This is a genomic window from Pseudomonas sp. S3_B11, assembly GCF_054667715.1.
Map to the genome: position 1 here is coordinate 211,113 of NZ_CP162749.1, position 21,326 is coordinate 232,438.

The window sequence follows — 21,326 nt, forward strand, 5'->3', positions numbered from 1 at the left end:
GAGTGGTTGTTCTGAATCTGACGAAGTAGGACAATTGCCGGCTTCACGTCACTATCAGCGACCTTGAATGGCCTTCCTTGCACTCGGTATTAACCACAAGACTGCGTCAGTAGACGTCCGCGAGCGCGTGGCCTTTACGCCTGAGCAGCTGGTTGAGGCCTTGCAGCAGCTCTGCCGACTCACCGACAGCCGCGAAGCTGCGATCCTCTCCACCTGCAATCGCAGCGAGCTTTATATAGAACAGGATCACGTTTCGGCCGATTCAGTCCTGCGCTGGCTGGCCGACTATCACAAGCTGAGCCTTGAAGAACTGCGCGCCAGTGCCTATGTGCATGAAGATGATGCGGCCGTTCGTCACATGATGCGTGTCGCCTCGGGGCTCGACTCGCTGGTGTTGGGCGAACCGCAGATTCTCGGCCAGATGAAGTCGGCCTACGCCGTGGCCCGCGAGGCCGGCACCGTCGGCCCGCTGCTGGGTCGCCTGTTCCAGGCGACGTTCAACGCCGCCAAGCAGGTGCGTACCGACACCGCTATCGGCGAGAACCCGGTGTCAGTGGCGTTTGCCGCTGTCAGCCTGGCGAAACAGATTTTCAGTGATTTGCAACGCAGCCAGGCACTGCTGATCGGCGCTGGGGAGACCATCACCCTGGTCGCCCGCCATCTCCATGACCTGGGGGTCAAGCGCATAGTCGTCGCCAACCGGACCCTGGAGCGGGCCAGTACCCTGGCCGAGCAGTTCGGTGCCCATGCGGTGTTGCTGTCGGACATTCCCGCGGAACTGGTACACAGCGACATCGTCATCAGTTCCACCGCCAGCCAGTTGCCGATCCTTGGCAAGGGCGCCGTGGAAAGTGCCCTGAAGCTGCGCAAGCACAAGCCGATTTTCATGGTGGACATTGCTGTTCCCCGGGACATCGAGCCAGAAGTCGGCGAGCTGGATGACGTGTATCTCTACAGCGTCGACGACCTGCATGAGGTGGTCGCCGAGAATCTCAAGAGCCGGCAGGGCGCGGCCCAGGCGGCCGAAGAGATGATTAGCGTCGGTGCCGACGACTTCATGGTGCGCCTGCGCGAGCTGGCGGCGGTGGATGTGCTCAAGGCCTATCGTCAGCAGAGCGAACGCCTGCGCGACGAGGAACTGCAAAAAGCCCAGCGCCTGCTGGCCAACGGCGGCAATGCCGAAGAGGTGCTGGTACAACTGGCCCGCGGCCTGACCAACAAATTGCTCCACGCCCCCAGTGTCCAGCTCAAGAAGTTGACCGCCGAAGGCCGCCTCGATGCGCTGGCCATGGCCCAGGAACTCTTCGCCCTCGGTGAGGGCTCACCGGATAGCTTTTCGGATAAAAAACCGCAATGAAAGCGTCACTGCTCAACAAACTGGACATCCTCCAGGACCGTTTCGAAGAACTGACCGCCTTGCTGGGCGATGGCGAAGTCATTTCCGACCAGAACAAATTCCGCACCTATTCCAAGGAATACGCGGAAGTCGAGCCGATTGTCGCCACCTATAAACAGTTGCTCAAAGTGCAGGGTGACCTTGAAGGTGCCCAGGCACTGCTCAAGGACAGCGACCCGGATATGCGCGAAATGGCCGTGGAGGAAGTCCGCGAAGCCAAGGATCAACTGGTTGAACTGGAAAGCAGTCTGCAACGCATGCTGTTGCCCAAGGACCCGAATGACGGGCGCAATGTGTTCCTTGAGATCCGTGCCGGTACCGGCGGCGATGAGGCGGCGATTTTTTCCGGCGACCTGTTTCGCATGTATTCGCGCTACGCCGAACGTCGCGGTTGGCGGGTGGAGATCCTCTCGGAGAACGAAGGCGAACACGGTGGCTATAAAGAAGTCATCGCCCGGGTCGAAGGCGACAACGTCTACGGCAAGCTGAAATTCGAATCCGGCGCCCATCGCGTGCAACGCGTGCCGGCCACCGAGTCCCAAGGGCGGATCCACACCTCGGCTTGCACCGTGGCGGTATTGCCCGAGCCGGACGAGCAGGAAGCCATCGAGATCAACCCGGCAGATCTGCGGGTCGACACTTATCGTTCCTCCGGCGCGGGCGGCCAGCACGTCAACAAGACCGACTCGGCGATCCGCATCACGCACTTGCCCTCGGGCATCGTGGTCGAGTGCCAGGAAGAACGTTCCCAGCACAAGAACCGCGCGCGGGCCATGGCCTGGTTGTCGGCCAAGCTCAACGACCAGCAGACCAGCGCCGCCGCCAATGCCATCGCCAGCGAACGTAAATTGCTGGTGGGCTCGGGCGATCGTTCCGAGCGGATCCGTACCTACAACTTCGCCCAGGGCCGGGTCACCGACCATCGCGTCAACCTGACCCTGTATTCCCTGGACGAGATCCTTGCCGGTGGTGTCGATGCGGTGATCGAGCCGTTACTGGCCGAATACCAGGCCGACCAGTTGGCTGCGATTGGCGAGTAAGCACAGGTGAAAAAATGACCATCATCGCCAGTCTGTTACGCGCGGCCGAGTTGCCGGATTCGCCCACGGCACGGCTGGACGCCGAGTTGTTGCTGGCCGCAGCCTTGGGCAAGTCCCGCAGCTTCCTGCACACCTGGCCCGAGCGGATCGTGCCCAGCGAGGCGGCGTTGCTGTTCTCCGAATACCTGCGGCGGCGGCGCTCTGGCGAGCCGGTGGCGTACATACTCGGACAACAGGGCTTCTGGAAACTCGATCTGGAAGTCGCGCCCCATACCCTGATCCCGCGTCCTGACACCGAGCTTTTGGTGGAAACCGCGCTGGCCTTGCTGCCGGCTACACCGGCCCGGGTCCTGGATCTGGGCACCGGCAGCGGCGCGATTGCCCTGGCACTGGCCAGCGAGCGCCCGGCCTGGAAAGTTACGGCGGTCGACCGGGTGCTGGAGGCTGTGGCCCTGGCCGAGCGCAATCGCCAGCGCCTGGACCTGCACAACGTCACGGTGTTGAGCAGCCACTGGTTCAGTGCGCTGGAAGACACGCGTTTCGAGTTGATTATCAGCAACCCGCCGTACATTGCGGCCAGCGATCCGCACCTGATCGAGGGCGACGTGCGCTTCGAGCCGGCCAGTGCCTTGGTTGCCGGGCCGGACGGGCTCGATGATTTGCGCCAGATCGTTGCCCAGGCACCGGCTCACCTCGAGCCGGGCGGCTGGCTGATGCTCGAGCACGGTTACGATCAGGCCGAAGCGGTGCGCGATTTGCTGCGCGCCCAAGGCTTTGTCGAAGTCCATAGTCGCAAGGACCTGGGTGGTCATGAGCGCATCAGCCTGGGGTGCTTGCCGTGCTGAACGATCAGGAGTTGTTGCGCTACAGCCGGCAGATTCTGTTGCAGCACGTCGACATCGACGGCCAATTGCGTCTCAAGCAAAGCCGCGTGCTGATCATCGGCCTTGGCGGCCTCGGCGCCCCGGTGGCGTTGTACCTGGCCGCCGCTGGCGTGGGTGAGATGCACTTGGCGGATTTCGACACCGTTGACCTGACCAACTTGCAACGCCAGATCATCCATGACACCGACAGCGTTGGCCTGAGCAAGGTTGATTCGGCGATGCGACGCCTTGGGGCGATCAACCCCGAGGTTCGACTGGTGCCTCTCCGGGCGGCCATGGACGAAGACAGTCTGGCCGCGGCAGTCGCGGCAGTGGATGTGGTACTCGATTGCTCCGACAATTTTTCGACCCGCGAAGCGGTGAACGCGGCCTGTGTCGCAGCGGGTAAACCGCTGGTCAGCGGCGCGGCGATTCGCCTGGAAGGGCAGTTGTCGGTGTTCGACCCACGCCGCCCCGAAAGCCCTTGCTACCACTGCCTTTATGGCCACGGCAGCGAAGCCGAGCTGACCTGCAGCGAGGCCGGTGTGATCGGACCGCTGGTAGGATTGGTGGGCAGCCTGCAAGCCCTTGAAGCCTTGAAGTTGCTGGCCGGTTTCGGTGAGCCGCTGGTGGGGCGCTTGCTGTTGATCGACGCCCTGGGCACGCGTTTCCGTGAACTGCGGGTCAAGCGTGACCCGGGTTGCAGCGTCTGCGGTGGCCAGCATGAGTGAAGCGCCGATTGGTGTGCTTGACTCGGGTGTCGGCGGGTTGTCGGTGCTGGGGGAAATTCGCCAGTTGCTGCCCAATGAATCGCTGTTGTATATCGCCGACTGTGGGCATATTCCTTACGGCGAGAAGACCCCGGAATACATCCGACAACGCTGCTCGATCATTGCCGACTTTCTCCTGGGCCAGGGCGCCAAGGCGCTGGTTGTAGCCTGCAACACCGCAACGGTTGCTGCCGTTGCCGATCTACGCCGTGATTTTCCCCATTGGCCCATCGTCGGGATGGAGCCGGCGGTCAAGCCGGCGGCTGCCGCGACCCGTAGCGGTATCGTCGGCGTGCTCGCCACCACCGGCACCTTGCAGAGCGCCAAGTTCGCCGCTTTGCTCGACCGTTTCGCCACCGATGTGCGAGTCATCACGCAACCGTGTCCGGGCCTGGTTGAACTGATCGAAACGGGTGATTTGCACAGTCCGGCCTTGTATCAGTTGCTGCAACATTACGTCGACCCCTTGCTGGCAGCCGGCTGCGATACGCTGATCCTGGGGTGCACGCACTATCCCTTCCTCAAGCCATTGCTCGCGCGGATGATTCCGGAGCACATCAGCCTGATCGACACCGGTGCCGCCGTGGCCCGGCAACTTCAGCGCCTTTTGGCTGAGCGAGAGCTGTTGGCTGAGGGGCCAGCCGGCGAAACGTATTTCTGGACGAGTGCAGACCCGATACATTTAAGAAAAATCCTACCAACGCTATGGCATTCGTCCGGCGTTGTGCGAAGCTTCGATCTGTAAAAAGAATGTGAAAACCGTGTGAAACGGGCTGAACTTCTGTTTGGATGCGGATTTCTATAGCTTTGTCTGTTTGTAACAAAACTAACTAAGTCTGTTCGAAAAGGATGTTTCTAATGAAGCGCTTATTCTGCTTTTCCGCGCTTGCGGCCGCATTGTTGGGGCACACTTACACTGCACAAGCAGCGGGTGTGGAATTTGGGGTTGGCCAGACCAGCGATTCGACCATGACCTATCGCCTGGGCATGCAGTTCGACTGGGACAAGAGTTGGCTGCAAAGTGATGTCGGTCGCCTGACTGGCTACTGGAGCGGCGCCTACACCTATTGGGAAGGGGACGAGACATCCAGCAATCACAGCCTGTCGTTTTCGCCTGTGTTTGTGTATGAGTTTTCCGGCCAGAACGTGAAGCCTTACATCGAGGCGGGTGTCGGTGTGGCGTTGTTCGCCAATACCGAAGTGGAAGACAACAAGCTCGGTACGGCTTTCCAATTTGAAGATCGTATCGGCTTCGGCCTGCGCTTCAACGGTGGGCATGAAGTGGGCATTCGCGCCACTCATTACTCCAACGCCGGTATCAAGTCGACTAACGACGGTGTAGAAAGCTACTCGCTGCACTACACGATGCCGCTGTAACAAAACAGTTTGAGAACAGTGGGAGCGAGCTTGCTCGCGATAGCGATAGACCAGCCAAGATAAAGTTGTCTGACTCACCGCTATCGCGAGCAAGCTCGCTCCCACAATAGATCAGACCACGCCTTTATCGATACGCCGTCGCAATCCCTTGGCGTTCTTCCAGGCACTCCGGTGCGCCCATCTCGAACTCCCGGCAGATCAGCGGACGCTTTTCGTAGATGGTGCACATCATGCTGTCGCGATCCAGGGCCGCGCACCAACCGTCATCCAGCCGCAGCATCACCTCTCCACCCCAATCGTCCGTGTCGATAAAACGCTCCGGAACCCCAGTGTCGGTGATCAACATCACTTCCAACTGGCAGCAGCACGCCGCGCACGTCGAACACGTGACGGCCGGTGCCGGGATTTCATGGACGGGGATGGTTTTCATGGTCCGCAGTGTAAGGCAATCGGCGGCTCAGGGTTGTCCCTTGATCGGATAGCCGTTTTTCGCCTGGCATGAGCCGATATCGGTTGGCAGGGTTTCGGTCGACGAAGGCAAAGGCCAGAGTGCGGTCATGGAGGCAATGGGAAGCGCAACTTCTCGCGGGCGCTCGACCAACTGATTCAGCACATGCCGCGCTGTTTCGTCCGCCGACCAGTGAATCGGGGTTTGGAAGCAATCGTCGGGCCCCAGCAATGGGCCGTCGTAGCCAGGGTGTACCAACGTCACATCGACACCCGCGCACGCCAAGTCTGCCCGAGCCGATTCGAACAGATGACGCATCCCGCTGCCACCCGTTTCTATTTGCGAAGGCGGCAGGTAAGTCGCCGGGCTGGCAATGCCCACCAGATGAGGTTCGGTCCCGGCGCGCAACAAGGGCATGGCCACTTCGAGGCAGAAACTGGCAGCCAGCAGATTGCTGCGCACGATATGCTCGATCAATGTGTGATCAGCCGGCTGCCCGTCAACGTACTCAGCCGTCCCGGCATTGACGATCACCTGATCCAGGGCGCCCCATTGACGGGCGATCTGTTCGCCGATCTCGCGCACGGCCTGGCTGTCGGTCAAATTGCCGGGCACGCTTAGCACTTGTCCTGGATAACGTACCGAAAGGGTTTCGCATGATCGGGTCGAGCGCGAACTGACGGCCAGGTATGCACCTGTCTCCAGTATCGCCTCAGCCAACGAAGCGCCGATTCCGTTGCCAGCCCCGGTGAGCCAATAGCGCCGTGGCAGTCTTAGACCCATTCCCTACTCCTTTCGATTGGACAGCGCACTGATACGTAGCTTTTCAGTAGAGTCCGTACGACTAGTAAGACTATATGTTATCGGATAAACAATGCATCCCGCTGGCTGGCAATTTCTTGTTCGCTAATCGCCCATCCCCTCGACGGTCGCGTCCTGTCGTGCTGGCAGGTTTCTGAACGCTGCCAGCGCACGCGCCCTGGATTGCCTCAAGTCGACAATCGGTGCCGGATAATCCGCGGCGCCAAACAAGCCGCCCTGGGTATTTGGGCTATGGACCTGTTGCTTGTCCAGATCGTTCAGTTCAGGTAGCCAGCGTTTGATGAACAGGCCCTCGCGGTCGAATTTTTCCGACTGGCTCAACGGGTTGAAGATACGGAACCAGGGCGCGGAATCGGTGCCGGTGGAGGCGCTCCACTGCCAGCCGCCATTGTTGGCGGCCAGGTCGCCGTCGATCAGGTGCTGCATGAAAAAGCGCTCGCCTTCGCGCCAATCGATCAACAGGTTCTTGGTCAGGAACATGGCTACGACCATCCGCAAGCGGTTGTGCATCCAACCGGTCTCCAGCAATTGACGCATGGCTGCATCGATAATCGGCAGGCCGGTGCGTGCTTGCTTCCAGGCTTCCAATTCTGCGGGGGCCTTGCGCCATGCCAGCGCCTCGGTTTCCGGGCGAAACGCACGATGGCGCGACACGCGTGGATAGCCCACGAGAATGTGTTTATAAAACTCGCGCCAGAGCAATTCATTGATCCAGGTCACAGCACCGGCACTTCCGCTCTCGAATTCACCTTGGTTGGCTTGCAGCGCGGCGTGCAGGCACTGACGTGGCGACACCACGCCGGCCGCCAAATAGGCCGAGAGCTGGCTGGTGCCGGGTCTGGCGGGATAATCCCGTTCGCCTTGGTAATCGTCGATGTGCTGGTCGACAAAGGTGTCCAGGCGCCGACGGGCTTCGGTTTCCCCGGCGGGCCAGAGGGCGCGTAGCGCTTCGCTGGGCGGGGCGAACCCATCGACTTGCGTCGGCACCGGGTCGCGGGCAATGCCGGTGAGGGCCTGCCGGGCCGGCGTGGCGACCAGGCTCGGCAATGAAAAGTGCAGACGGCTGTAGCAGACCTTGCGGAACTGACTGAACACTTGGAAGTAATTGCCGGTCTTGGTCAGCACGCTACCGGGCTTGAACAGCAGTTGATCGAGGTGGCTGTGAAATTCAACGCCCTGGTCATTCAACACGCGGGCGACTTCGGCGTCGCGTCGCGTTTCATTCAGGCCGTACTCTTCGTTGACATGCACGGCGCCGACGTTCAGTTCGCGACACAGCTTGAGCAGTACCTGCGGGGCCTGGTGCCAATGCGCAGCAGCGCGGATCAACAGTGGGATGTTCAATTCGGCCAGGGCCGCACTCAACGCGCCGAGGTTGCGCAGCCAGAAATCGATCTTGCACGGTGCGTCGTCATGGGCCCGCCATTGTTCGGGGCTGGTCAGGTACACCGCCACGCAGGGGCCTTGGGCTGCGGCCGCCGCGAGGGCGGTGTTGTCGTGCAGGCGCAAGTCGCTGCGCAGCCAGATCAGTTGCATGCTGTCTTCCATTTAAAGGAGTTCTCGGCGACTCAGTTCGCGGTGAGCCGATAACGGGTCTTCGGCCCAGGACACGTCAATCATCGACACGCCTGTGGATAACCTGGCGTGGTGGATCGACGCGGCCGGGCCGGCAATGACGATCGGGCAATCGATCCCACCCAGCAGCCTGGGCAGTTGGGACAGGTTGAGGGCGTGACTGGAATACAGCAGGACGCCGCGGGCCTTGAGGCGCTCGACCGCCAGGGCCAGTTCGCCGGCCGGTAGCGGGCTGTCGAACACTTCCACCGGGCAGTCGGCGCTGCTGGCCAGCCAGGCGGTGAGCCACAGGTGCGGCTCCTGGGGCGAGTCCGAATGATTGACCAGTAACAGTGGCGCGCCGCGCAACTGACGGTTGTTGTGGTAGATCCGGCTGCCGAACTTGCTGCGCAGCCACGAGTTGAGGAAGACCCGTTCCAGCTGCGCACCGAACTGGCCTTGCCAGCGCTGGTGCAGCTCGGCCAGCAACGGCAAGAGCAACTGCTCGCACACGGTCCAGGGCGGGTACAGCGCCATCGCCTGGTTGACCAGGTCATCGATCTGGCGCTCGGCCAGTTGCGTCACCGCCAGCACCAGGGCGTGGCGCTGACGCTGCCAGTCATTCTCCGGCACCTGTGTGGGTTCGGTCGGTGGCTGCGGTGTGTCCAGCAAAGGCTTGATCTTGCTCACCGCAACGCCACGGTCGATCCAGGTGAGAATGCTCAGGATCCGTTGCACATGGTCGGCATTGAACAGCCGGTGCCCCTTGGGCGTGCGGTGCGGCACGATCAGGCCGTAACGGCGTTCCCAGGCTCGCAGCGTGACGGCGTTGACACCGGTTTGCCGGGCGACCTCGCGTATAGGCAGCCAGCCTTGCGCCAAAGCCTTGGCAAAGTCGGCCCCCAGATCTTCGCTGGCGCTGGAGTCGGGTTCGTTGCTCATCAAATAGCGTTTCGCAAGCTGAGGTTTTCCGGGTGCGGTTGCAGGTAGACCTGCTGCGCCAGGTAAGGATCGGGATGCTGGCGCAAGTGATGTTTGAGCAGCGTCAGTGGCACCACCAAGGGCACGATGCCGAGGCGGTATTGCCCGATCAGATGCTGTACTTCCTGCTTGTCCTCGGCGTCGATGGCACGCTTGAGGTAACCGCTCAGGTGTTGCAGCACATTGGTGTGGGTGCGGCGGGTGGCGCATTTCTTCAAGGCGGCCATCAATGCGCTGAAATAACGTGGGCCCAACTCATTGGGGTCGGCCTTGCCCATGTTGCCCAGCAAATTGCCCAGGGCCTTGTATTGCACCGGATTGTGGGCCATCAGCAGGTATTTGTAGCGCGAGTGGAATTCGATCAGGTTGCGACGGGTCAGTCCGTCGCGACGCAAAGATTGCCAGGCGGCATAGGCGAACACCCGGGTCAGGAAATTCTCGCGCAGCACCGGGTCGTTGAGGCGACCGTCTTCCTCCACCGGCAGGTCGGGGTGGCGTTCGCAGAAGGCCTGGGCATAGATGCCGCGCCCGCCGCCATCCTGGGTCACGCCGTTGTGGTCGTAGACCTTGACCCGCTCCAGTCCGCAGGACGGCGATTTCTGCATGAAGATGTAGCCGCAGATGTCATCCAGTTCCCCGGCCATTTGCTGCCCGTAGTCGGCCAGTGGCCGGGTCACGTTGAGGTCGCGATTCACGGTGCCGAGCGCCTCGGGATGTTCGGGGTCGCCCACCAGGCGAATCGGCTCCCGGGGAATACCCAGGCCGATGGCGACTTCGGGGCACACCGGCACGAAATCGAAATAGTTGACGAGGGTGCGGCTGCACAACTGCGATTGCTTGTGCCCGCCATTAAAGCGAACTTCAGCACCCATCAGGCAGGCGCTGATGGCGATTCTGGGTTTGGCGATGGCTGTGCTGGGCATAGGCGGCCTCTGATTGCTAAATCTTGTACAGTTTTGTGTTTCTGTACAATATTTTCATCATAGGTCCGAACGGGCACAAGTCAACCGGATTGTGTGGCGAGGCGACCTCAATCTGTGTCGCAGGCAGGCTGCTGTCTCTTTCGACAGCAGCGGATAGCGATGGATGACGCGCTTTACTGCAGGCTTGCATGCAGGCGGCGCGCAGCCTCCTGGCCGCTGAGCCATGCGCCTTCGACCCGGCCGGACAGGCACCAGTCGCCGCACACATACAGGCCCAGGTCGGCATCGGCCAGGGCGCCCCATTCGTGGTTGCCGGCGGGGCGGGCGTAGAGCCAGCGATGGGCCACGCTGAAGCTCGGTGCGGGCATCGCGCTGTGCAGCAGTTCGGCGAATGCGCCGTGCAGGTGTTCGATCACCGCTTCCTTGGACAGGTCGATGTGCTGCCGGCTCCATTCGCTGGTGGCGTGCAGTACCCAGGTGTCGAGCGTGTTGTCGCGTCCCGGCTTGCTGCGGTTGCGCGCCAGCCAGTCCAGGGGACTGTCCTGTAGGAAGCAGCCTTCCATGGGTGTATCCAGCGGTGTTTCGAAGGCCAGCGCCACGGCCCAGGTCGGGTCCATCTTCACACCAGCGGCCACTGCGGCCAGCTTCGGTACGGCCGCCAGCAATGCGGTGGCCTGGGGCGCGGGCGTGGCGATCACCACCTGGCCGAAGGGGCCGTGGGTGAAACCTTCCGCGTCCTGCAAATGCCAGTGTTCCTGGCCACGGTACACCTCAGTGATCCGGCAGGAAAACTGCACCTGCAACTTGTCGAGCAAGGCGCGGGTGATGGCGCTCATGCGCGGCGTGCCGACCCAGCGGGTCTGTTCGTCCGGCGATGGGCTCAGTTGTCCGTTCTGGAAGTTGTAGAGTTGCGGGTTCCATTCCGCCGCCCAGCCGTTGGTTTGCCAGCGCTGGACCTCCGTGACAAAGCGGCGATCGCGGGCGGTGAAGTATTGCGCACCCATGTCCAATGCGCCGGCGTCGCTGCGTTTGCTCGACATGCGTCCGCCGCTGCCGTGGCTTTTATCGAAGAGTTGAACGATATGCCCGGCCTCCGTCAGGGCCAGGGCGGCTGAAAGTCCGGCGATGCCGGTGCCGATGATTGCGATAGGTACAGTCATGAGGGCCTCGTTTACCTTTCTGTACAGGCTACGCCGTCGTTTAAACCTGTACAATTCGGGTTTTTGGTATAAGTTTTACCGTTCGCGTTTGGACAGCTTGTCCTATTGTTAAACACAGACCCTGTCCAATACGAAAAATCCCTGCTTATAAAAATAGACTAATGGGCCGGGTAAAACGCGATGCGAGGAACATCTCATGCACATATTGCTGACCGGCGGTACTGGTTTGATCGGACGTCAGCTCTGCCGCCTCTGGTTGGGGCAGGGACATCGCTTGACGGTATGGAGTCGCCGACCCGAAGAAGTGGCGAAAATCTGTGGGGCAGATGTGCGAGGCGTTGCCCGGCTCGATGAAATTGTCGAGCCGGTGGACGCGGTGGTCAACCTCGCGGGAGCGCCGATTGCCGACCGGCCCTGGAGCCACAAGCGCAAGATGTTGTTGTGGAGCAGTCGCATCACGTTGACGGAAGTTTTGCTGGCGTGGCTGGAGCGTTGCGAGCAGAAACCGCAGGTATTGATTTCCGGTTCCGCGGTGGGTTGGTATGGCGACGGTGGCGAGCGTGAGTTGACCGAGGAATCGGGGCCGGTGAGCGAAGATTTCGCCAGCCAGTTGTGTATCGCCTGGGAAGAAACCGCGCAACGGGCCGAGGCGTTGGGCATGCGCGTGGTGCTGGTTCGTACCGGCCTGGTCATGTCTGCCGAGGGCGGCTTTTTGTCGCGGCTGCTGCTGCCGTTCAAACTGGCGCTGGGCGGGCGTATCGGCAATGGTCGGCAGTGGATGCCGTGGATTCATATTGACGATCAAATCGCCCTGATTGATTTTCTTCTGCACCGCTTTGATGCCCGCGGTCCTTATAATGCGTGCGCTCCGAACCCGGTGCGCAACCGCGATTTTGCCAAGGCCCTGGGGCATGTATTGCATCGGCCAGCCGTGGTGCCGATGCCGGAACTTGTGTTGAAAGTCGCGTTGGGGGAGTTGTCATTGCTGTTGCTCGGCGGCCAGCGCGCCACGCCGGCCCGATTGCAGGCGGCGGGTTTCACATTCCGGTTCACTGATTTGCCTGCGGCCCTGGAAGACTTGTCCAGCCGCCTTTGAAATAGGACGTTGCATGACCGATCACGCGTTGCTTCTGGTGAATCTGGGTTCGCCTGCCTCCACTTCGGTGGCCGATGTGCGCCGCTACCTCAATCAATTCCTGATGGATCCGTATGTCATCGACCTGCCATGGCCGGTGCGGCGCTTGCTGGTGTCGCTGATCCTGATCAAGCGTCCCGAGCAGTCGGCCCATGCCTACGCCTCGATCTGGTGGGACGAGGGTTCGCCGCTGGTGGTGCTCAGCCGCCGGTTGCAACAGGCCATGACCGCACAGTGGACCCAGGGCCCGGTAGAGCTGGCAATGCGTTATGGCGAGCCGTCCATTGAATCGGCATTGGTGCGGCTGGCGAGCCAGGGTCACAAGAAGATCACGTTGGCGCCGTTGTACCCGCAGTTCGCCGACAGCACCGTGACCACGGTGATCGAGGAGGCCAAGCGGGTTGTGCGGGAAAAGAAACTCGATGTGCAGTTCTCGATTCTCCAGCCATTCTACGATCAGCCCGAATACGTCGACGCCCTGGTGGCCAGCGCCAAGCCGTACCTGATGCAGGAACACGATCATCTGTTGTTGAGTTTCCACGGCTTGCCGGAGCGACACCTGACCAAGCTCGACCCTACGGGGTTTCATTGCTTCAAGGATGCCGACTGCTGCAAGAACGCGCCGCCGGAGGTCATGGCGACCTGTTACCGCGCGCAATGCATTCGCACTGCCGAACTGTTCGCCCAGCGCATGGGGCTCAAGGATGGTCAGTGGTCGGTGTCGTTCCAGTCGCGATTGGGACGGGCCAAGTGGATCGAACCCTATACCGAGGCGCGCTTGGAGGAACTGGCTAAAAGCGGCGTGAAGAAAGTGCTGGTGATGTGCCCGGCGTTCGTGGCCGACTGCATTGAAACCCTGGAGGAAATCGGCGATCGCGGCCGCGAGCAGTTCCGCGAGGCGGGGGGAGAAGAGTTGGTGTTGGTGCCTTGCCTCAATGATGAGGCGCAGTGGGCGCAGGCGTTGAGTACCCTCTGCGAACGGGCGCCGATAGCTCTGTAAACCTCGAAAAGCATCGCGGGCAAGCCTTGCTCCCACAGATTTTGTCTTGACCATTCAAGCATGGTCCACTCAAAACCTGTGGGAGCAAGGCTTGCCCGCGATGACAATAGTGCAGGCGGTGAATCTACAGCAGCGGCTCATCCGCCTGCTTCTGCTTCCAGCTGTCATTGCCCGGCAGCAGCAGGTTCAACGCGATCGCCACCACCGCGCACAGCGCGATGCCTTTGAGGCCGAAGTCGTCCGGCCCAGTGCCAGTGCCCACCAGTACACCGCCGATGCCGAACACCAGTGTGACCGAAACGATCACCAGGTTGCGCGCCTCGCCCAGGTCGATCTTGTGGCGGATCAAAGTGTTCATGCCCACCGCCGCAATCGAACCGAACAACAGGCACAGGATCCCGCCCATCACCGGCACCGGGATGCTTTGCAGCAGCGCGCCGAACTTGCCGATGAATGCCAGGCTGATGGCAAAGATCGCCGCCCAGGTCATGATCTTCGGGTTGTAGTTCTTGGTCAGCATCACCGCGCCAGTCACCTCGGCGTAGGTGGTGTTGGGCGGGCCGCCGAACAGGCCGGCGGCGGTGGTGGCAATGCCGTCACCGAGCAGTGTGCGGTGCAGGCCGGGTTTTTTCAGGTAGTCGCGACCGGTCACGCTGCCCACGGCAATCACGCCGCCGATGTGCTCGATGGCCGGCGCCAGCGCTACCGGTACGATGAACAGGATCGCCTGCCAATTGAACTCCGGTGCGGTGAAGTTCGGCAGGGCGAACCACGGCGCGGCGGCGATTTTCGCGGTGTCCACGACGCCGAAGAAAAACGCCATGGCAAAGCCCACCACCACGCCGGAAATGATCGGCACCAGGCGGAAAATGCCTTTGCCGAACACCGCCACGATCAGGGTGGTGAGCAAGGCCGGCATCGAAATCAGCATCGCGGTTTGATAATGAATCAGCTCGGTGCCATCGCCAGCCTTGCCCATCGCCATGTTGGCGGCAATCGGCGCCATGGCCAGGCCGATGGAGATGATCACCGGGCCAATCACCACCGGCGGCAGCAGCCGGTCGATGAACCCGGTGCCCTTGATCTTCACCGCCAGGCCAAGAAAGGTGTAGACGAAACCTGCCGCCATCACGCCGCCCATGGTCGCGGCCAGGCCGAACTGGCCCTTGGCGAGGATGATCGGGGTGATGAAGGCAAAGCTCGAAGCCAGGAACACCGGCACCTGGCGCCCGGTGACGATTTGGAACAGGATCGTTCCCAGGCCGGCCGTGAACAGCGCCACGTTAGGGTCCAGCCCGGTGATCAGCGGCATCAATACCAGCGCGCCGAAGGCGACGAACAGCATCTGCGCGCCGGACAGCACCTGGCGCCAGAGCGGATCGTTGAACTCATCCTGCATGCTCAAGCGTCCTTCTGCTTGGTGCCGAAGATCTTGTCGCCGGCATCGCCCAGGCCCGGGATGATGTAGCCGTGTTCGTTGAGTTTCTGATCGATGGACGCGGTGTAGATGGTCACGTCCGGGTGGGCATCCTGCACGGCCTTGATGCCTTCGGGAGCGGCGACCAGCACCATGGCGCGGATGTCCCGGCAGCCGGCCTTTTTCAACAGGTCGATGGTGGCGACCATGGAGCTGCCGGTGGCGAGCATCGGGTCAATGATCATCGCCAGGCGCTCGTCGATTTCCGGCACCAGTTTTTCCAGGTAGGTGTGCGCCTGCAGGGTCTGCTCGTTGCGAGCCACGCCCACGGCGCTGACCTTGGCCCCCGGGATCAGGCTCAGCACGCCCTCGAGCATGCCGATGCCGGCGCGCAGGATCGGCACCACGGTGATCTTCTTGCCGGCGATTTTCTCGACCTGGACCGTACCGGCCCAACCCTCGATTTCATAGGACTCCAGCGGCAGGTCCTTGGTGGCCTCGTAAGTGAGCAGGGCACCGACTTCCTGGGCGAGTTCACGGAAGTTCTTCGTGCTAATGTCAGCGCGGCGCATCAGGCCGAGTTTGTGTCTGATCAGCGGATGGCGGATCTCGAGGATGGGCATGGGGAAGGCTCCGGCGGCGGGCAAAAAAACCGGCCTAGATTAATCTATCCGAGGGTGTTGTCCTATAGACAATACAGAACGTTAGTCCACAAACGCTTGATCTGGCCGGGCGGGATGCGTACCTTTGCCGGTTTTTCCGAACCCTGCCACCCTTGGAGAGCGCCATGTCCGCTGATCTCGAGCATATCCGTCAAATCATGCGAGAGGCTGACTGCCTGTACACCGAAGCCGAAGTCGAAGCGGCCATCGCCCGTGTCGGTGCGCAAATCAACGACCAACTGGCCGCTGCCAACCCGGTGGTGTTCTGTGTCATGAACGGCGGGCTGATTTTCTCCGGCAAGCTGCTGACCTACCTGAACTTCCCCCTGGAAGCGTCCTACTTGCACGCGACGCGTTATCGCAACGAAACCAGCGGCGGCGACCTGTTCTGGAAAGCCAAGCCGGAAGTCTCGTTCATCGACCGCGACGTGCTGATCATCGACGACATCCTCGACGAAGGTCACACCCTGGGTGCGATCATCGACTTCTGCAAACACGCCGGTGCCCGCGCCGTGCACACCGCCGTGCTGATCGACAAGGACCACGACCGCAAGGCTCGTCCGGACTTGAAAGCCGATTTCGTCGGCCTGCCGTGCATCGACCGCTACATCTTCGGCTACGGCATGGACTACAAAGGTTACTGGCGCAACGCCAATGGCATTTTCGCCGTCAAGGGAATGTAATCGATGGCCCGGCCAGCTCCGGACCGTGGACGATGGCGAACTGGCCCACGGGCACCCCGTGAAGGCGAGGCCGGCGTGGCGCAATACCACGCATGGACGCGCGCCCAGTTCGACTAGTACTCCGTAACGAGGAGCTTGTTCCCGAGGGTGGGAGCGAGCTTGCTCGCGATAGCGGAGTGTCAGATTACCAGGGTGTCGGACGTGCCGCCGTCGTCGCGAGCAAGCTCGCTCCCACAGTTTTTGGCATCCGCCCCCGGCACCAGCAAGCCCCCTTGCCACGGTTCAGGCAAGACTGGAATGAGCGGTGCTGCCAGCAGCCAGCCATTGCTCGCTCTTGACCCGCGCCTGCTCCAGGGTCTGCACATACGCCAATTGCCGCTGCTCGCGATGAATACCGGCACGGCGCAGCTTCAGGCGCACCCTTGGCGCCGTCGCGACCAGGATCAGGCCGATGCCCTGTTTGCGGTAATCCTTCAGGACGTTTTCAAACGCAGCCAGCGCGGTCATGTCCAGCATGGGCACGGCGCTCATTTCCACCACCACGACGCGCACCCCCGGATCGAACTTGCGCAGCACGTCCAGGGCTTTTTCTGCCGCACCGAAGAACAGCGGCCCACGAATTGCGTAGCAGCGCACATGCTCGGGCATGTCCAGCAGCGCCTGGTGGAAGTGGCGCGGCAGTTCGGCGCTGTCGGTCAGTTCGCTCATGCGCTTGATGAACAGCCCGGCGGCCAGCAGCAGGCCGACGGCGACGGCCATGACCATGTCGAACAGGACGGTCAGGCTAAGGCAGGTCAGCAGCACCAGTACGTCGCTGCGCGGTGCGATGCGCAAGGTATGCAGCACGTGTCCGGCTTCGCTCATGTTCCAGGCCACTATCACCAGTAGCGCCGCCAGGGCAGCCATGGGCAGGTAGCTGAACAAGGGCGCCAGCAGCACCATCGCCAGCAGCACCACAAGGCTATGAATGATCGCGGCCAGCGGCGAAGAGGCGCCGCTGCGCACATTGGTCGCGCTGCGGGCAATGGCCGCCGTGGCGGTGATACCGCCAAACAGCGGCGCCACGAGGTTGCCCAGGCCTTGGCCGATCAGTTCGGCGTTGGGGTCGTGCTTGCTGCCGGTCATGCCATCCGCCACTACGGCGCACAGCAGCGACTCGATGGCGCCAAGCATGGCAATGGCGAAGGCCGGGCCCAGCAATTGGCGGATCAGGTCATAGGAAAGCGTCAAGGGATGCCCCTGGCCATCAGGCAGGTTCCATGGCCACTCGAAGCTCGGTAAAAACGGCGGGATACCGGGATGGCTGATGCCATCGACCACGTAGCTGAAACGCTCGCCCAATGTTGCCACCGGCCAACCGCCGCGCTCCAGCGCCAGTCCCAGTAGCGCCCCGACCAGCAAGGCAACCAAATGCCCGGGAACCCGAGGTACCCAGCGTGGCCAGGCAATCAACACCGCCAGGCACGTGACGCCGATGATGCCATCGCCGAGCCGGGCACTGGGCAGTGCCATGATCAGTTCGCCCAACTGTTCGATGTAGTGCTTGGCTTGCCCGATGGTGGTCAGCCCCAGCAAATCCTTGAGTTGCAAGGTGGCGATGACCACGCCGATCCCGGCGGTAAAGCCGAGGATCACCGGGTAGGGGATGTATTGGATCAGCCGTCCGGCGCGCATCAATCCCAAGGTGATGAGAATCAGGCCGGCGAGCATGGTGCACAACAACAGGCCGCCGAGGCCGTATTGTTGAGTGATGGGCAGCAGGATCACCACGAACGCCGCCGTCGGCCCGCTGACGTTGAAGCGCGAGCCGCCGGTGAGGGCGATCAAGGGCGCGGCCACCAACACCGTGTACAAGCCATGTTGCGGCGGCACGCCAACGGCAATCGCCAGGGCCATGGCCAGTGGGATGGCGATGATGCCGACGGTCAGCCCGGCCACCAGGTCGCCACGCAGGCGTTCAAGGGTGTAACCGGCGCGCCAGGCCTGACGCCAGGCGGCAAACAACGGTGGGGCGGAGAAAGACATGAGTACTCCTCGCAAAGGGGGGGGCTGGCACTGGCCCTATACAGATCCCGCGTGGGAATGCCGCCCGGAACGCTCCGCGTCCCATGTGACGCGGAGCGTCACTGGATGCATTTCCACGCAGGAGCGTGGGAACGATCATGCGTCGGTAGACCGGGGCTGATGGCTCTTTGAGTATGCCGTGCTCGTTGCGCAGATGTATTGATCTGGATCGTTATTTTTATCGCTTGGGCTCATGCTAGAGTGCCCGGCCAAGACCCCGGAGCTTGTCATGCGTGTATCGATCCGCCGCTGCGCCACTTTGCTGTTGATCTCCAGCCTGCCCTTGGCGGCCGTGGCTGCGCCGATGCACAGCCAGTTCCTGCCGCCTGATGACCTGGTGGTGCGCCAGGAGCAGCCTGAACAGCAGCAGTTGCTGCAAGTGACCGAGTATTCGGTGGTGCTGGGTAACCAGCGTCAGTCCAATCAGCAACCGATTCCAGTCACTTCGCCGCTGCTGGTCCGCCTCAAGGGCAAGCCGATGAACAAGGGTGCGACCCTCAGCCAGGTGATCCTTAACTTCGACGGCGAAAGCAAAAGCCTGAAGAAACCGGTCTTCGACGAGGCAAGCAAGACCCTGACGCTGTCTTATCCACAGGCCCAGTACCGGGTGGTCATCGATCTGCTGCGCAACAACACGGTCTATGTGCAGTTTCTCACTTACGCCAACGGCCATATCTGGGCCGACCTGCACACCGGTGCCGAACGCCCGCGTTGAGCCCCGAGGCCTGCCGGGGGTAAACTGCCCGCCCCGTGAACTGTGCGAGCTGGAGCCGGCAATGCGTAAAGACAAGAAACAAGTGATTGGCGACGAGATTGGCGATGAACAGATCAAGCTGTTCCTCAATTTCGAACCGGTCGATGCCACGTCGCCGTCGCTGCACAAATTGATCAAGGCCTACCGTGGCCTGCGGGTCGACGATTTCGAGCGTTTCCTGACGTTTTTCGTCGCGGCCGGTCATGACCTCAATGGCAAGGATGAGCATGGCAACGATTTCGTCGCACTGGTTCGTGACCAGCGTAATGCCGAGGATTACATCGAGCTGGTCAACAAGGCTCGCGGTTAGATCAAAAGATCGCAGGCTTCGCCAGCTCCTACAGGAGATCGCGAAGCCTGCGATCCTTTAAACAAAAACGCCCCGCTCTCATGGAGAACGGGGCGTTTTTTTATGCGATCAAATCAAGCGTAGCTTTGAGTCTCGCTGCTTTCTTCAACCAGCTCCAGCGCGATGTTGTTCTGCGCATTGATCTTGCGATACAGCGCCGCGTCGGTTTCCAGCACTTTTTCCCGGGCCGGGAAGATCTCTGCGAGCTTGGTAGCCCACTCGCCCTTGGCTTTGTCCGGGAAGCAGCGCTCGATCAGTTCCAGCATGATCGACACGGTCACCGAAGCACCCGGCGATGCGCCGAGCAGAGCGGCGAGGCTGCCGTCCTTGGCCGCCACCAGTTCGGTACCGAACTGCAGGACGCCACCTTTCTTCGGGTCTTTCTTGATGATCTGCACCCGCTGGCCGGCCACTTCCAGGCGCCAATCCTCGGCTTTCGCCTCGGGGTAGAAGCGACGCAGGGATTCCAGGCGCTGTTCCATGGACTGCATCACTTCGCTGATCAGGTACTTGGTCAGGTCCATGTTGTCCCGGGCCACGGCCAGCATCGGGCCGATGTTGCCGGCACGTACCGACAGCGGCAGGTCCATGATCGAGCCGTGCTTGAGGAACTTGGTGGTGAAACCGGCGTATGGCCCGAACAGCAGGGATTTCTTGCCATCGACCACGCGGGTGTCCAGGTGCGGCACCGACATCGGCGGCGAGCCCACGGCAGCCTGGCTGTAGACCTTGGCCTGGTGGTGCTTGACCACTTCCGGGTTGTCGCAACGCAGCCACTGGCCACTGACCGGGAAGCCGCCGAAGCCCTTGCTTTCCTCGATGCCCGAGGCTTGCAGCAACGGCAACGCCGCACCGCCGGCACCCAGGAACACGAACTTGGCGTCGACATCGCGGCTGCTGCCGGAATTGACGTCCTTGATGCTCACGGTCCAGCCACTGCCGTTACGCTTGAGACCGGTGACGCGCTTGCAGTATTTGACCTGGGTGTCCGGGGCGCTGGTCAGGTGCTTGAGCAACTGGTTGGTCAGGGCGCCGAAGTTGACGTCGGTACCGTTCATGACGCGGGTGGCGGCGATGACCTCATCGGCCGGCCGACCAGGCATCATCAGCGGCATCCACTCGGTCATCCGGGCCTTGTCCTCGGTGTATTCCATGTCGGCGAAGGCGTGATGCTGGCGCATCAGCTCGAAGCGTTTCTTCAGGAACGACACGCCTTTCTCGCCTTGCACGAAGCTCAGGTGTGGCACCGGGGCGATGAAGGACTTGGAGGAGCCGAACGTGCCTTTTCTGGTCAGGTACGTCCAGAACTGCTTCGACACCTCGAACTGGGTGTTGATGTGCACGGCCTTCTTTATGTCGACATTGCCGTCGGCTGCCTGGGGCGTGTAGTTGAGCTCACACAGCCCGGCGTGGCCGGTACCGGCGTTGTTCCACGGGTTGGAACTCTCCGCGGCACCGGAATCCATCAGCTCGACGACTTCCAGCGAGATCGCGGGGTCGAGCTCCTTGAGCAGTACGGCCAGGGTGGCACTCATGATGCCGGCCCCTACCAGAACTACATCGACTGCTTCGTTATGCGCCATTTAACGCGTCTCCAAAATCTGCAGCACCAAATTGTCGGCATAGCGGCCAAGAGTGGCGGGGCAGGTCAGTTGCGCCCCAGTTATCCATGGCCAGGATCGCCATGTCCGAATCTTCGCAATTTTTCGCACCTACTGCGGATGCATGCAGCCTGGCCTCAAGAGTCACATGAACTCATTTAAGCGCCGGGCAGGCAATTCGACTTATGGCCGAGACATCCGTTCGTGCAACCAAATCCGTAGCGGACAGGCTTCAGGCGCCGGTTCTTGAGCGATATCCGGTCCTGTGTCGTTGGGCTGTTTCAGACGCTAATGGTGCTTGTTCAGACGCAAAACTCTTCATTTGCT

Annotated in this window: 21 protein-coding genes and 1 pseudogene; 12 read left to right on the plus strand and 10 right to left on the minus strand. The window is 61.5% G+C overall.

All coding sequences use genetic code 11. From position 1 onward, the window contains the following. Nucleotides 1–67: 67 nt before the first annotated feature. The 6 genes from hemA (at nucleotide 68) to AB4O22_RS01030 (ending at nucleotide 5,446) form a co-directional block, all read left to right on the plus strand. Nucleotides 68–1,357, plus strand: coding sequence for a glutamyl-tRNA reductase (hemA, locus tag AB4O22_RS01005; protein WP_003205522.1), 1,290 nt, complete (start codon nucleotides 68–70; stop codon nucleotides 1,355–1,357). After that, nucleotides 1,354–2,436 (plus strand): peptide chain release factor 1, encoded by a 1,083-nt coding sequence (gene prfA / locus AB4O22_RS01010; RefSeq protein WP_003205519.1) that lies wholly within the window; start codon nucleotides 1,354–1,356, stop codon nucleotides 2,434–2,436. The genes hemA and prfA overlap by 4 nt, the downstream gene beginning before the upstream one ends. Before the next feature lie 14 nt (nucleotides 2,437–2,450). Continuing rightward, nucleotides 2,451–3,281 carry a peptide chain release factor N(5)-glutamine methyltransferase gene (gene prmC, locus AB4O22_RS01015; RefSeq protein ID WP_223472396.1) on the plus strand — a complete coding sequence of 277 codons (831 nt, stop codon included), beginning with the start codon at nucleotides 2,451–2,453 and terminating at the stop codon, nucleotides 3,279–3,281. Next, nucleotides 3,275–4,030: a molybdopterin-synthase adenylyltransferase MoeB gene (locus AB4O22_RS01020; RefSeq protein ID WP_223472397.1), complete on the plus strand. Its 756-nt coding sequence runs from the start codon at nucleotides 3,275–3,277 to the stop codon at nucleotides 4,028–4,030. The genes prmC and AB4O22_RS01020 overlap by 7 nt, the downstream gene beginning before the upstream one ends. Further along, nucleotides 4,023–4,814, plus strand: a complete 792-nt coding sequence (gene murI, locus AB4O22_RS01025; RefSeq protein ID WP_460095777.1) for a glutamate racemase — start codon at nucleotides 4,023–4,025, stop codon at nucleotides 4,812–4,814. The genes AB4O22_RS01020 and murI overlap by 8 nt, the downstream gene beginning before the upstream one ends. Before the next feature lie 113 nt (nucleotides 4,815–4,927). Further along, complete coding sequence (locus AB4O22_RS01030) at nucleotides 4,928–5,446, plus strand: acyloxyacyl hydrolase (protein WP_003205514.1); 519 nt, start codon at nucleotides 4,928–4,930, stop codon at nucleotides 5,444–5,446. A gap of 124 nt (nucleotides 5,447–5,570) precedes the next feature. On the opposite strand, the gene AB4O22_RS01035 is transcribed toward AB4O22_RS01030, so the two are convergent. The 6 genes from AB4O22_RS01035 to AB4O22_RS01060 form a co-directional block, all read right to left on the minus strand. Next, nucleotides 5,571–5,876, minus strand: coding sequence for a YkgJ family cysteine cluster protein (locus AB4O22_RS01035; protein ID WP_003205513.1), 306 nt, complete (start codon nucleotides 5,874–5,876; stop codon nucleotides 5,571–5,573). 27 nt (nucleotides 5,877–5,903) lie between these two features. Next, a complete protein-coding gene (locus tag AB4O22_RS01040; protein WP_013694208.1) occupies nucleotides 5,904–6,677 on the minus strand; it encodes an SDR family NAD(P)-dependent oxidoreductase in 774 nt (257 codons plus the stop codon). 123 nt (nucleotides 6,678–6,800) lie between these two features. Then, nucleotides 6,801–8,252: a deoxyribodipyrimidine photo-lyase gene (phrB, locus tag AB4O22_RS01045; protein ID WP_460095778.1), complete on the minus strand. Its 1,452-nt coding sequence runs from the start codon at nucleotides 8,250–8,252 to the stop codon at nucleotides 6,801–6,803. A 12-nt stretch (nucleotides 8,253–8,264) separates the two neighbouring features. Beyond that, on the minus strand, nucleotides 8,265–9,212 hold the full coding sequence (locus AB4O22_RS01050) for a MerR family transcriptional regulator (RefSeq protein WP_223472400.1): 948 nt from the start codon (nucleotides 9,210–9,212) through the stop codon (nucleotides 8,265–8,267). After that, nucleotides 9,212–10,174: a YbgA family protein gene (locus AB4O22_RS01055; RefSeq protein ID WP_460095779.1), complete on the minus strand. Its 963-nt coding sequence runs from the start codon at nucleotides 10,172–10,174 to the stop codon at nucleotides 9,212–9,214. Before AB4O22_RS01055 ends, AB4O22_RS01050 begins: the two co-directional genes overlap by 1 nt. A 173-nt stretch (nucleotides 10,175–10,347) precedes the next feature. Next, entirely contained in the window at nucleotides 10,348–11,334 is a 987-nt protein-coding gene (locus AB4O22_RS01060; protein ID WP_460095780.1) for an NAD(P)/FAD-dependent oxidoreductase, read from the minus strand. A 196-nt stretch (nucleotides 11,335–11,530) separates the two neighbouring features. Here AB4O22_RS01060 and AB4O22_RS01065 point away from each other — a divergent pair, with 196 nt between their 5' ends. Continuing rightward, the gene (locus tag AB4O22_RS01065) at nucleotides 11,531–12,430 is read left to right on the plus strand and encodes a TIGR01777 family oxidoreductase (protein WP_460095781.1); all 900 of its coding nucleotides are present in this window, start codon (nucleotides 11,531–11,533) and stop codon (nucleotides 12,428–12,430) included. Nucleotides 12,431–12,443: 13 nt separating this feature from the next. Then, the gene (gene hemH / locus AB4O22_RS01070; protein ID WP_460095782.1) at nucleotides 12,444–13,469 is read left to right on the plus strand and encodes a ferrochelatase; all 1,026 of its coding nucleotides are present in this window, start codon (nucleotides 12,444–12,446) and stop codon (nucleotides 13,467–13,469) included. A gap of 124 nt (nucleotides 13,470–13,593) precedes the next feature. On the opposite strand, the gene AB4O22_RS01075 is transcribed toward hemH, so the two are convergent. Together AB4O22_RS01075 and upp are read right to left on the minus strand one after the other, a co-directional pair. Continuing rightward, nucleotides 13,594–14,868 carry a uracil-xanthine permease family protein gene (locus AB4O22_RS01075; protein WP_223472405.1) on the minus strand — a complete coding sequence of 425 codons (1,275 nt, stop codon included), beginning with the start codon at nucleotides 14,866–14,868 and terminating at the stop codon, nucleotides 13,594–13,596. Between the two features lie 2 nt (nucleotides 14,869–14,870). Beyond that, nucleotides 14,871–15,509 (minus strand): uracil phosphoribosyltransferase, encoded by a 639-nt coding sequence (upp, locus tag AB4O22_RS01080; protein ID WP_223472406.1) that lies wholly within the window; start codon nucleotides 15,507–15,509, stop codon nucleotides 14,871–14,873. A 164-nt stretch (nucleotides 15,510–15,673) separates the two neighbouring features. Here upp and AB4O22_RS01085 point away from each other — a divergent pair, with 164 nt between their 5' ends. Then, nucleotides 15,674–16,231 (plus strand): hypoxanthine-guanine phosphoribosyltransferase, encoded by a 558-nt coding sequence (locus tag AB4O22_RS01085; protein WP_223472407.1) that lies wholly within the window; start codon nucleotides 15,674–15,676, stop codon nucleotides 16,229–16,231. A 25-nt stretch (nucleotides 16,232–16,256) separates the two neighbouring features. After that, nucleotides 16,257–16,348, plus strand: a pseudogene (locus AB4O22_RS01090) (WbuC family cupin fold metalloprotein); the annotation flags it as partial. Nucleotides 16,349–16,513: 165 nt separating this feature from the next. On the opposite strand, the gene dauA reads toward AB4O22_RS01090, so the two are convergent. Beyond that, nucleotides 16,514–18,256 (minus strand): C4-dicarboxylic acid transporter DauA, encoded by a 1,743-nt coding sequence (gene dauA, locus AB4O22_RS01095; protein ID WP_223472408.1) that lies wholly within the window; start codon nucleotides 18,254–18,256, stop codon nucleotides 16,514–16,516. Between the two features lie 268 nt (nucleotides 18,257–18,524). Between dauA and AB4O22_RS01100 the strand changes: the two genes are divergently transcribed. Then, the gene (locus AB4O22_RS01100) at nucleotides 18,525–19,010 is read left to right on the plus strand and encodes a hypothetical protein (protein ID WP_230148014.1); all 486 of its coding nucleotides are present in this window, start codon (nucleotides 18,525–18,527) and stop codon (nucleotides 19,008–19,010) included. Nucleotides 19,011–19,071: 61 nt separating this feature from the next. Beyond that, nucleotides 19,072–19,359: a PA4642 family protein gene (locus tag AB4O22_RS01105; RefSeq protein WP_223472410.1), complete on the plus strand. Its 288-nt coding sequence runs from the start codon at nucleotides 19,072–19,074 to the stop codon at nucleotides 19,357–19,359. 113 nt (nucleotides 19,360–19,472) lie between these two features. On the opposite strand, the gene mqo is transcribed toward AB4O22_RS01105, so the two are convergent. Beyond that, nucleotides 19,473–20,981, minus strand: coding sequence for a malate dehydrogenase (quinone) (gene mqo, locus AB4O22_RS01110; protein ID WP_223472411.1), 1,509 nt, complete (start codon nucleotides 20,979–20,981; stop codon nucleotides 19,473–19,475). Nucleotides 20,982–21,326 lie beyond the last annotated feature (345 nt).

Bases quoted from the DNA above. Each gene is read 5' to 3' on its own strand.
- hemA (WP_003205522.1), top strand. From the start codon at position 68: ATGGCCTTCCTTGCACTCGGTATTAACCACAAGACTGCGTCAGTAGAC.
- prfA (WP_003205519.1), top strand. From the start codon at position 1,354: ATGAAAGCGTCACTGCTCAACAAACTGGACATCCTCCAGGACCGTTTC.
- prmC (WP_223472396.1), top strand. From the start codon at position 2,451: ATGACCATCATCGCCAGTCTGTTACGCGCGGCCGAGTTGCCGGATTCG.
- murI (WP_460095777.1), top strand. From the start codon at position 4,023: ATGAGTGAAGCGCCGATTGGTGTGCTTGACTCGGGTGTCGGCGGGTTG.
- AB4O22_RS01030 (WP_003205514.1), top strand. From the start codon at position 4,928: ATGAAGCGCTTATTCTGCTTTTCCGCGCTTGCGGCCGCATTGTTGGGG.
- AB4O22_RS01035 (WP_003205513.1), bottom strand. From the start codon at position 5,876: ATGAAAACCATCCCCGTCCATGAAATCCCGGCACCGGCCGTCACGTGT.
- AB4O22_RS01040 (WP_013694208.1), bottom strand. From the start codon at position 6,677: ATGGGTCTAAGACTGCCACGGCGCTATTGGCTCACCGGGGCTGGCAAC.
- phrB (WP_460095778.1), bottom strand. From the start codon at position 8,252: ATGCAACTGATCTGGCTGCGCAGCGACTTGCGCCTGCACGACAACACC.
- AB4O22_RS01050 (WP_223472400.1), bottom strand. From the start codon at position 9,212: ATGAGCAACGAACCCGACTCCAGCGCCAGCGAAGATCTGGGGGCCGAC.
- AB4O22_RS01055 (WP_460095779.1), bottom strand. From the start codon at position 10,174: ATGCCCAGCACAGCCATCGCCAAACCCAGAATCGCCATCAGCGCCTGC.
- AB4O22_RS01060 (WP_460095780.1), bottom strand. From the start codon at position 11,334: ATGACTGTACCTATCGCAATCATCGGCACCGGCATCGCCGGACTTTCA.
- AB4O22_RS01065 (WP_460095781.1), top strand. From the start codon at position 11,531: ATGCACATATTGCTGACCGGCGGTACTGGTTTGATCGGACGTCAGCTC.
- hemH (WP_460095782.1), top strand. From the start codon at position 12,444: ATGACCGATCACGCGTTGCTTCTGGTGAATCTGGGTTCGCCTGCCTCC.
- AB4O22_RS01075 (WP_223472405.1), bottom strand. From the start codon at position 14,868: ATGCAGGATGAGTTCAACGATCCGCTCTGGCGCCAGGTGCTGTCCGGC.
- upp (WP_223472406.1), bottom strand. From the start codon at position 15,509: ATGCCCATCCTCGAGATCCGCCATCCGCTGATCAGACACAAACTCGGC.
- AB4O22_RS01085 (WP_223472407.1), top strand. From the start codon at position 15,674: ATGTCCGCTGATCTCGAGCATATCCGTCAAATCATGCGAGAGGCTGAC.
- dauA (WP_223472408.1), bottom strand. From the start codon at position 18,256: ATGTCTTTCTCCGCCCCACCGTTGTTTGCCGCCTGGCGTCAGGCCTGG.
- AB4O22_RS01100 (WP_230148014.1), top strand. From the start codon at position 18,525: ATGCGTGTATCGATCCGCCGCTGCGCCACTTTGCTGTTGATCTCCAGC.
- AB4O22_RS01105 (WP_223472410.1), top strand. From the start codon at position 19,072: ATGCGTAAAGACAAGAAACAAGTGATTGGCGACGAGATTGGCGATGAA.
- mqo (WP_223472411.1), bottom strand. From the start codon at position 20,981: ATGGCGCATAACGAAGCAGTCGATGTAGTTCTGGTAGGGGCCGGCATC.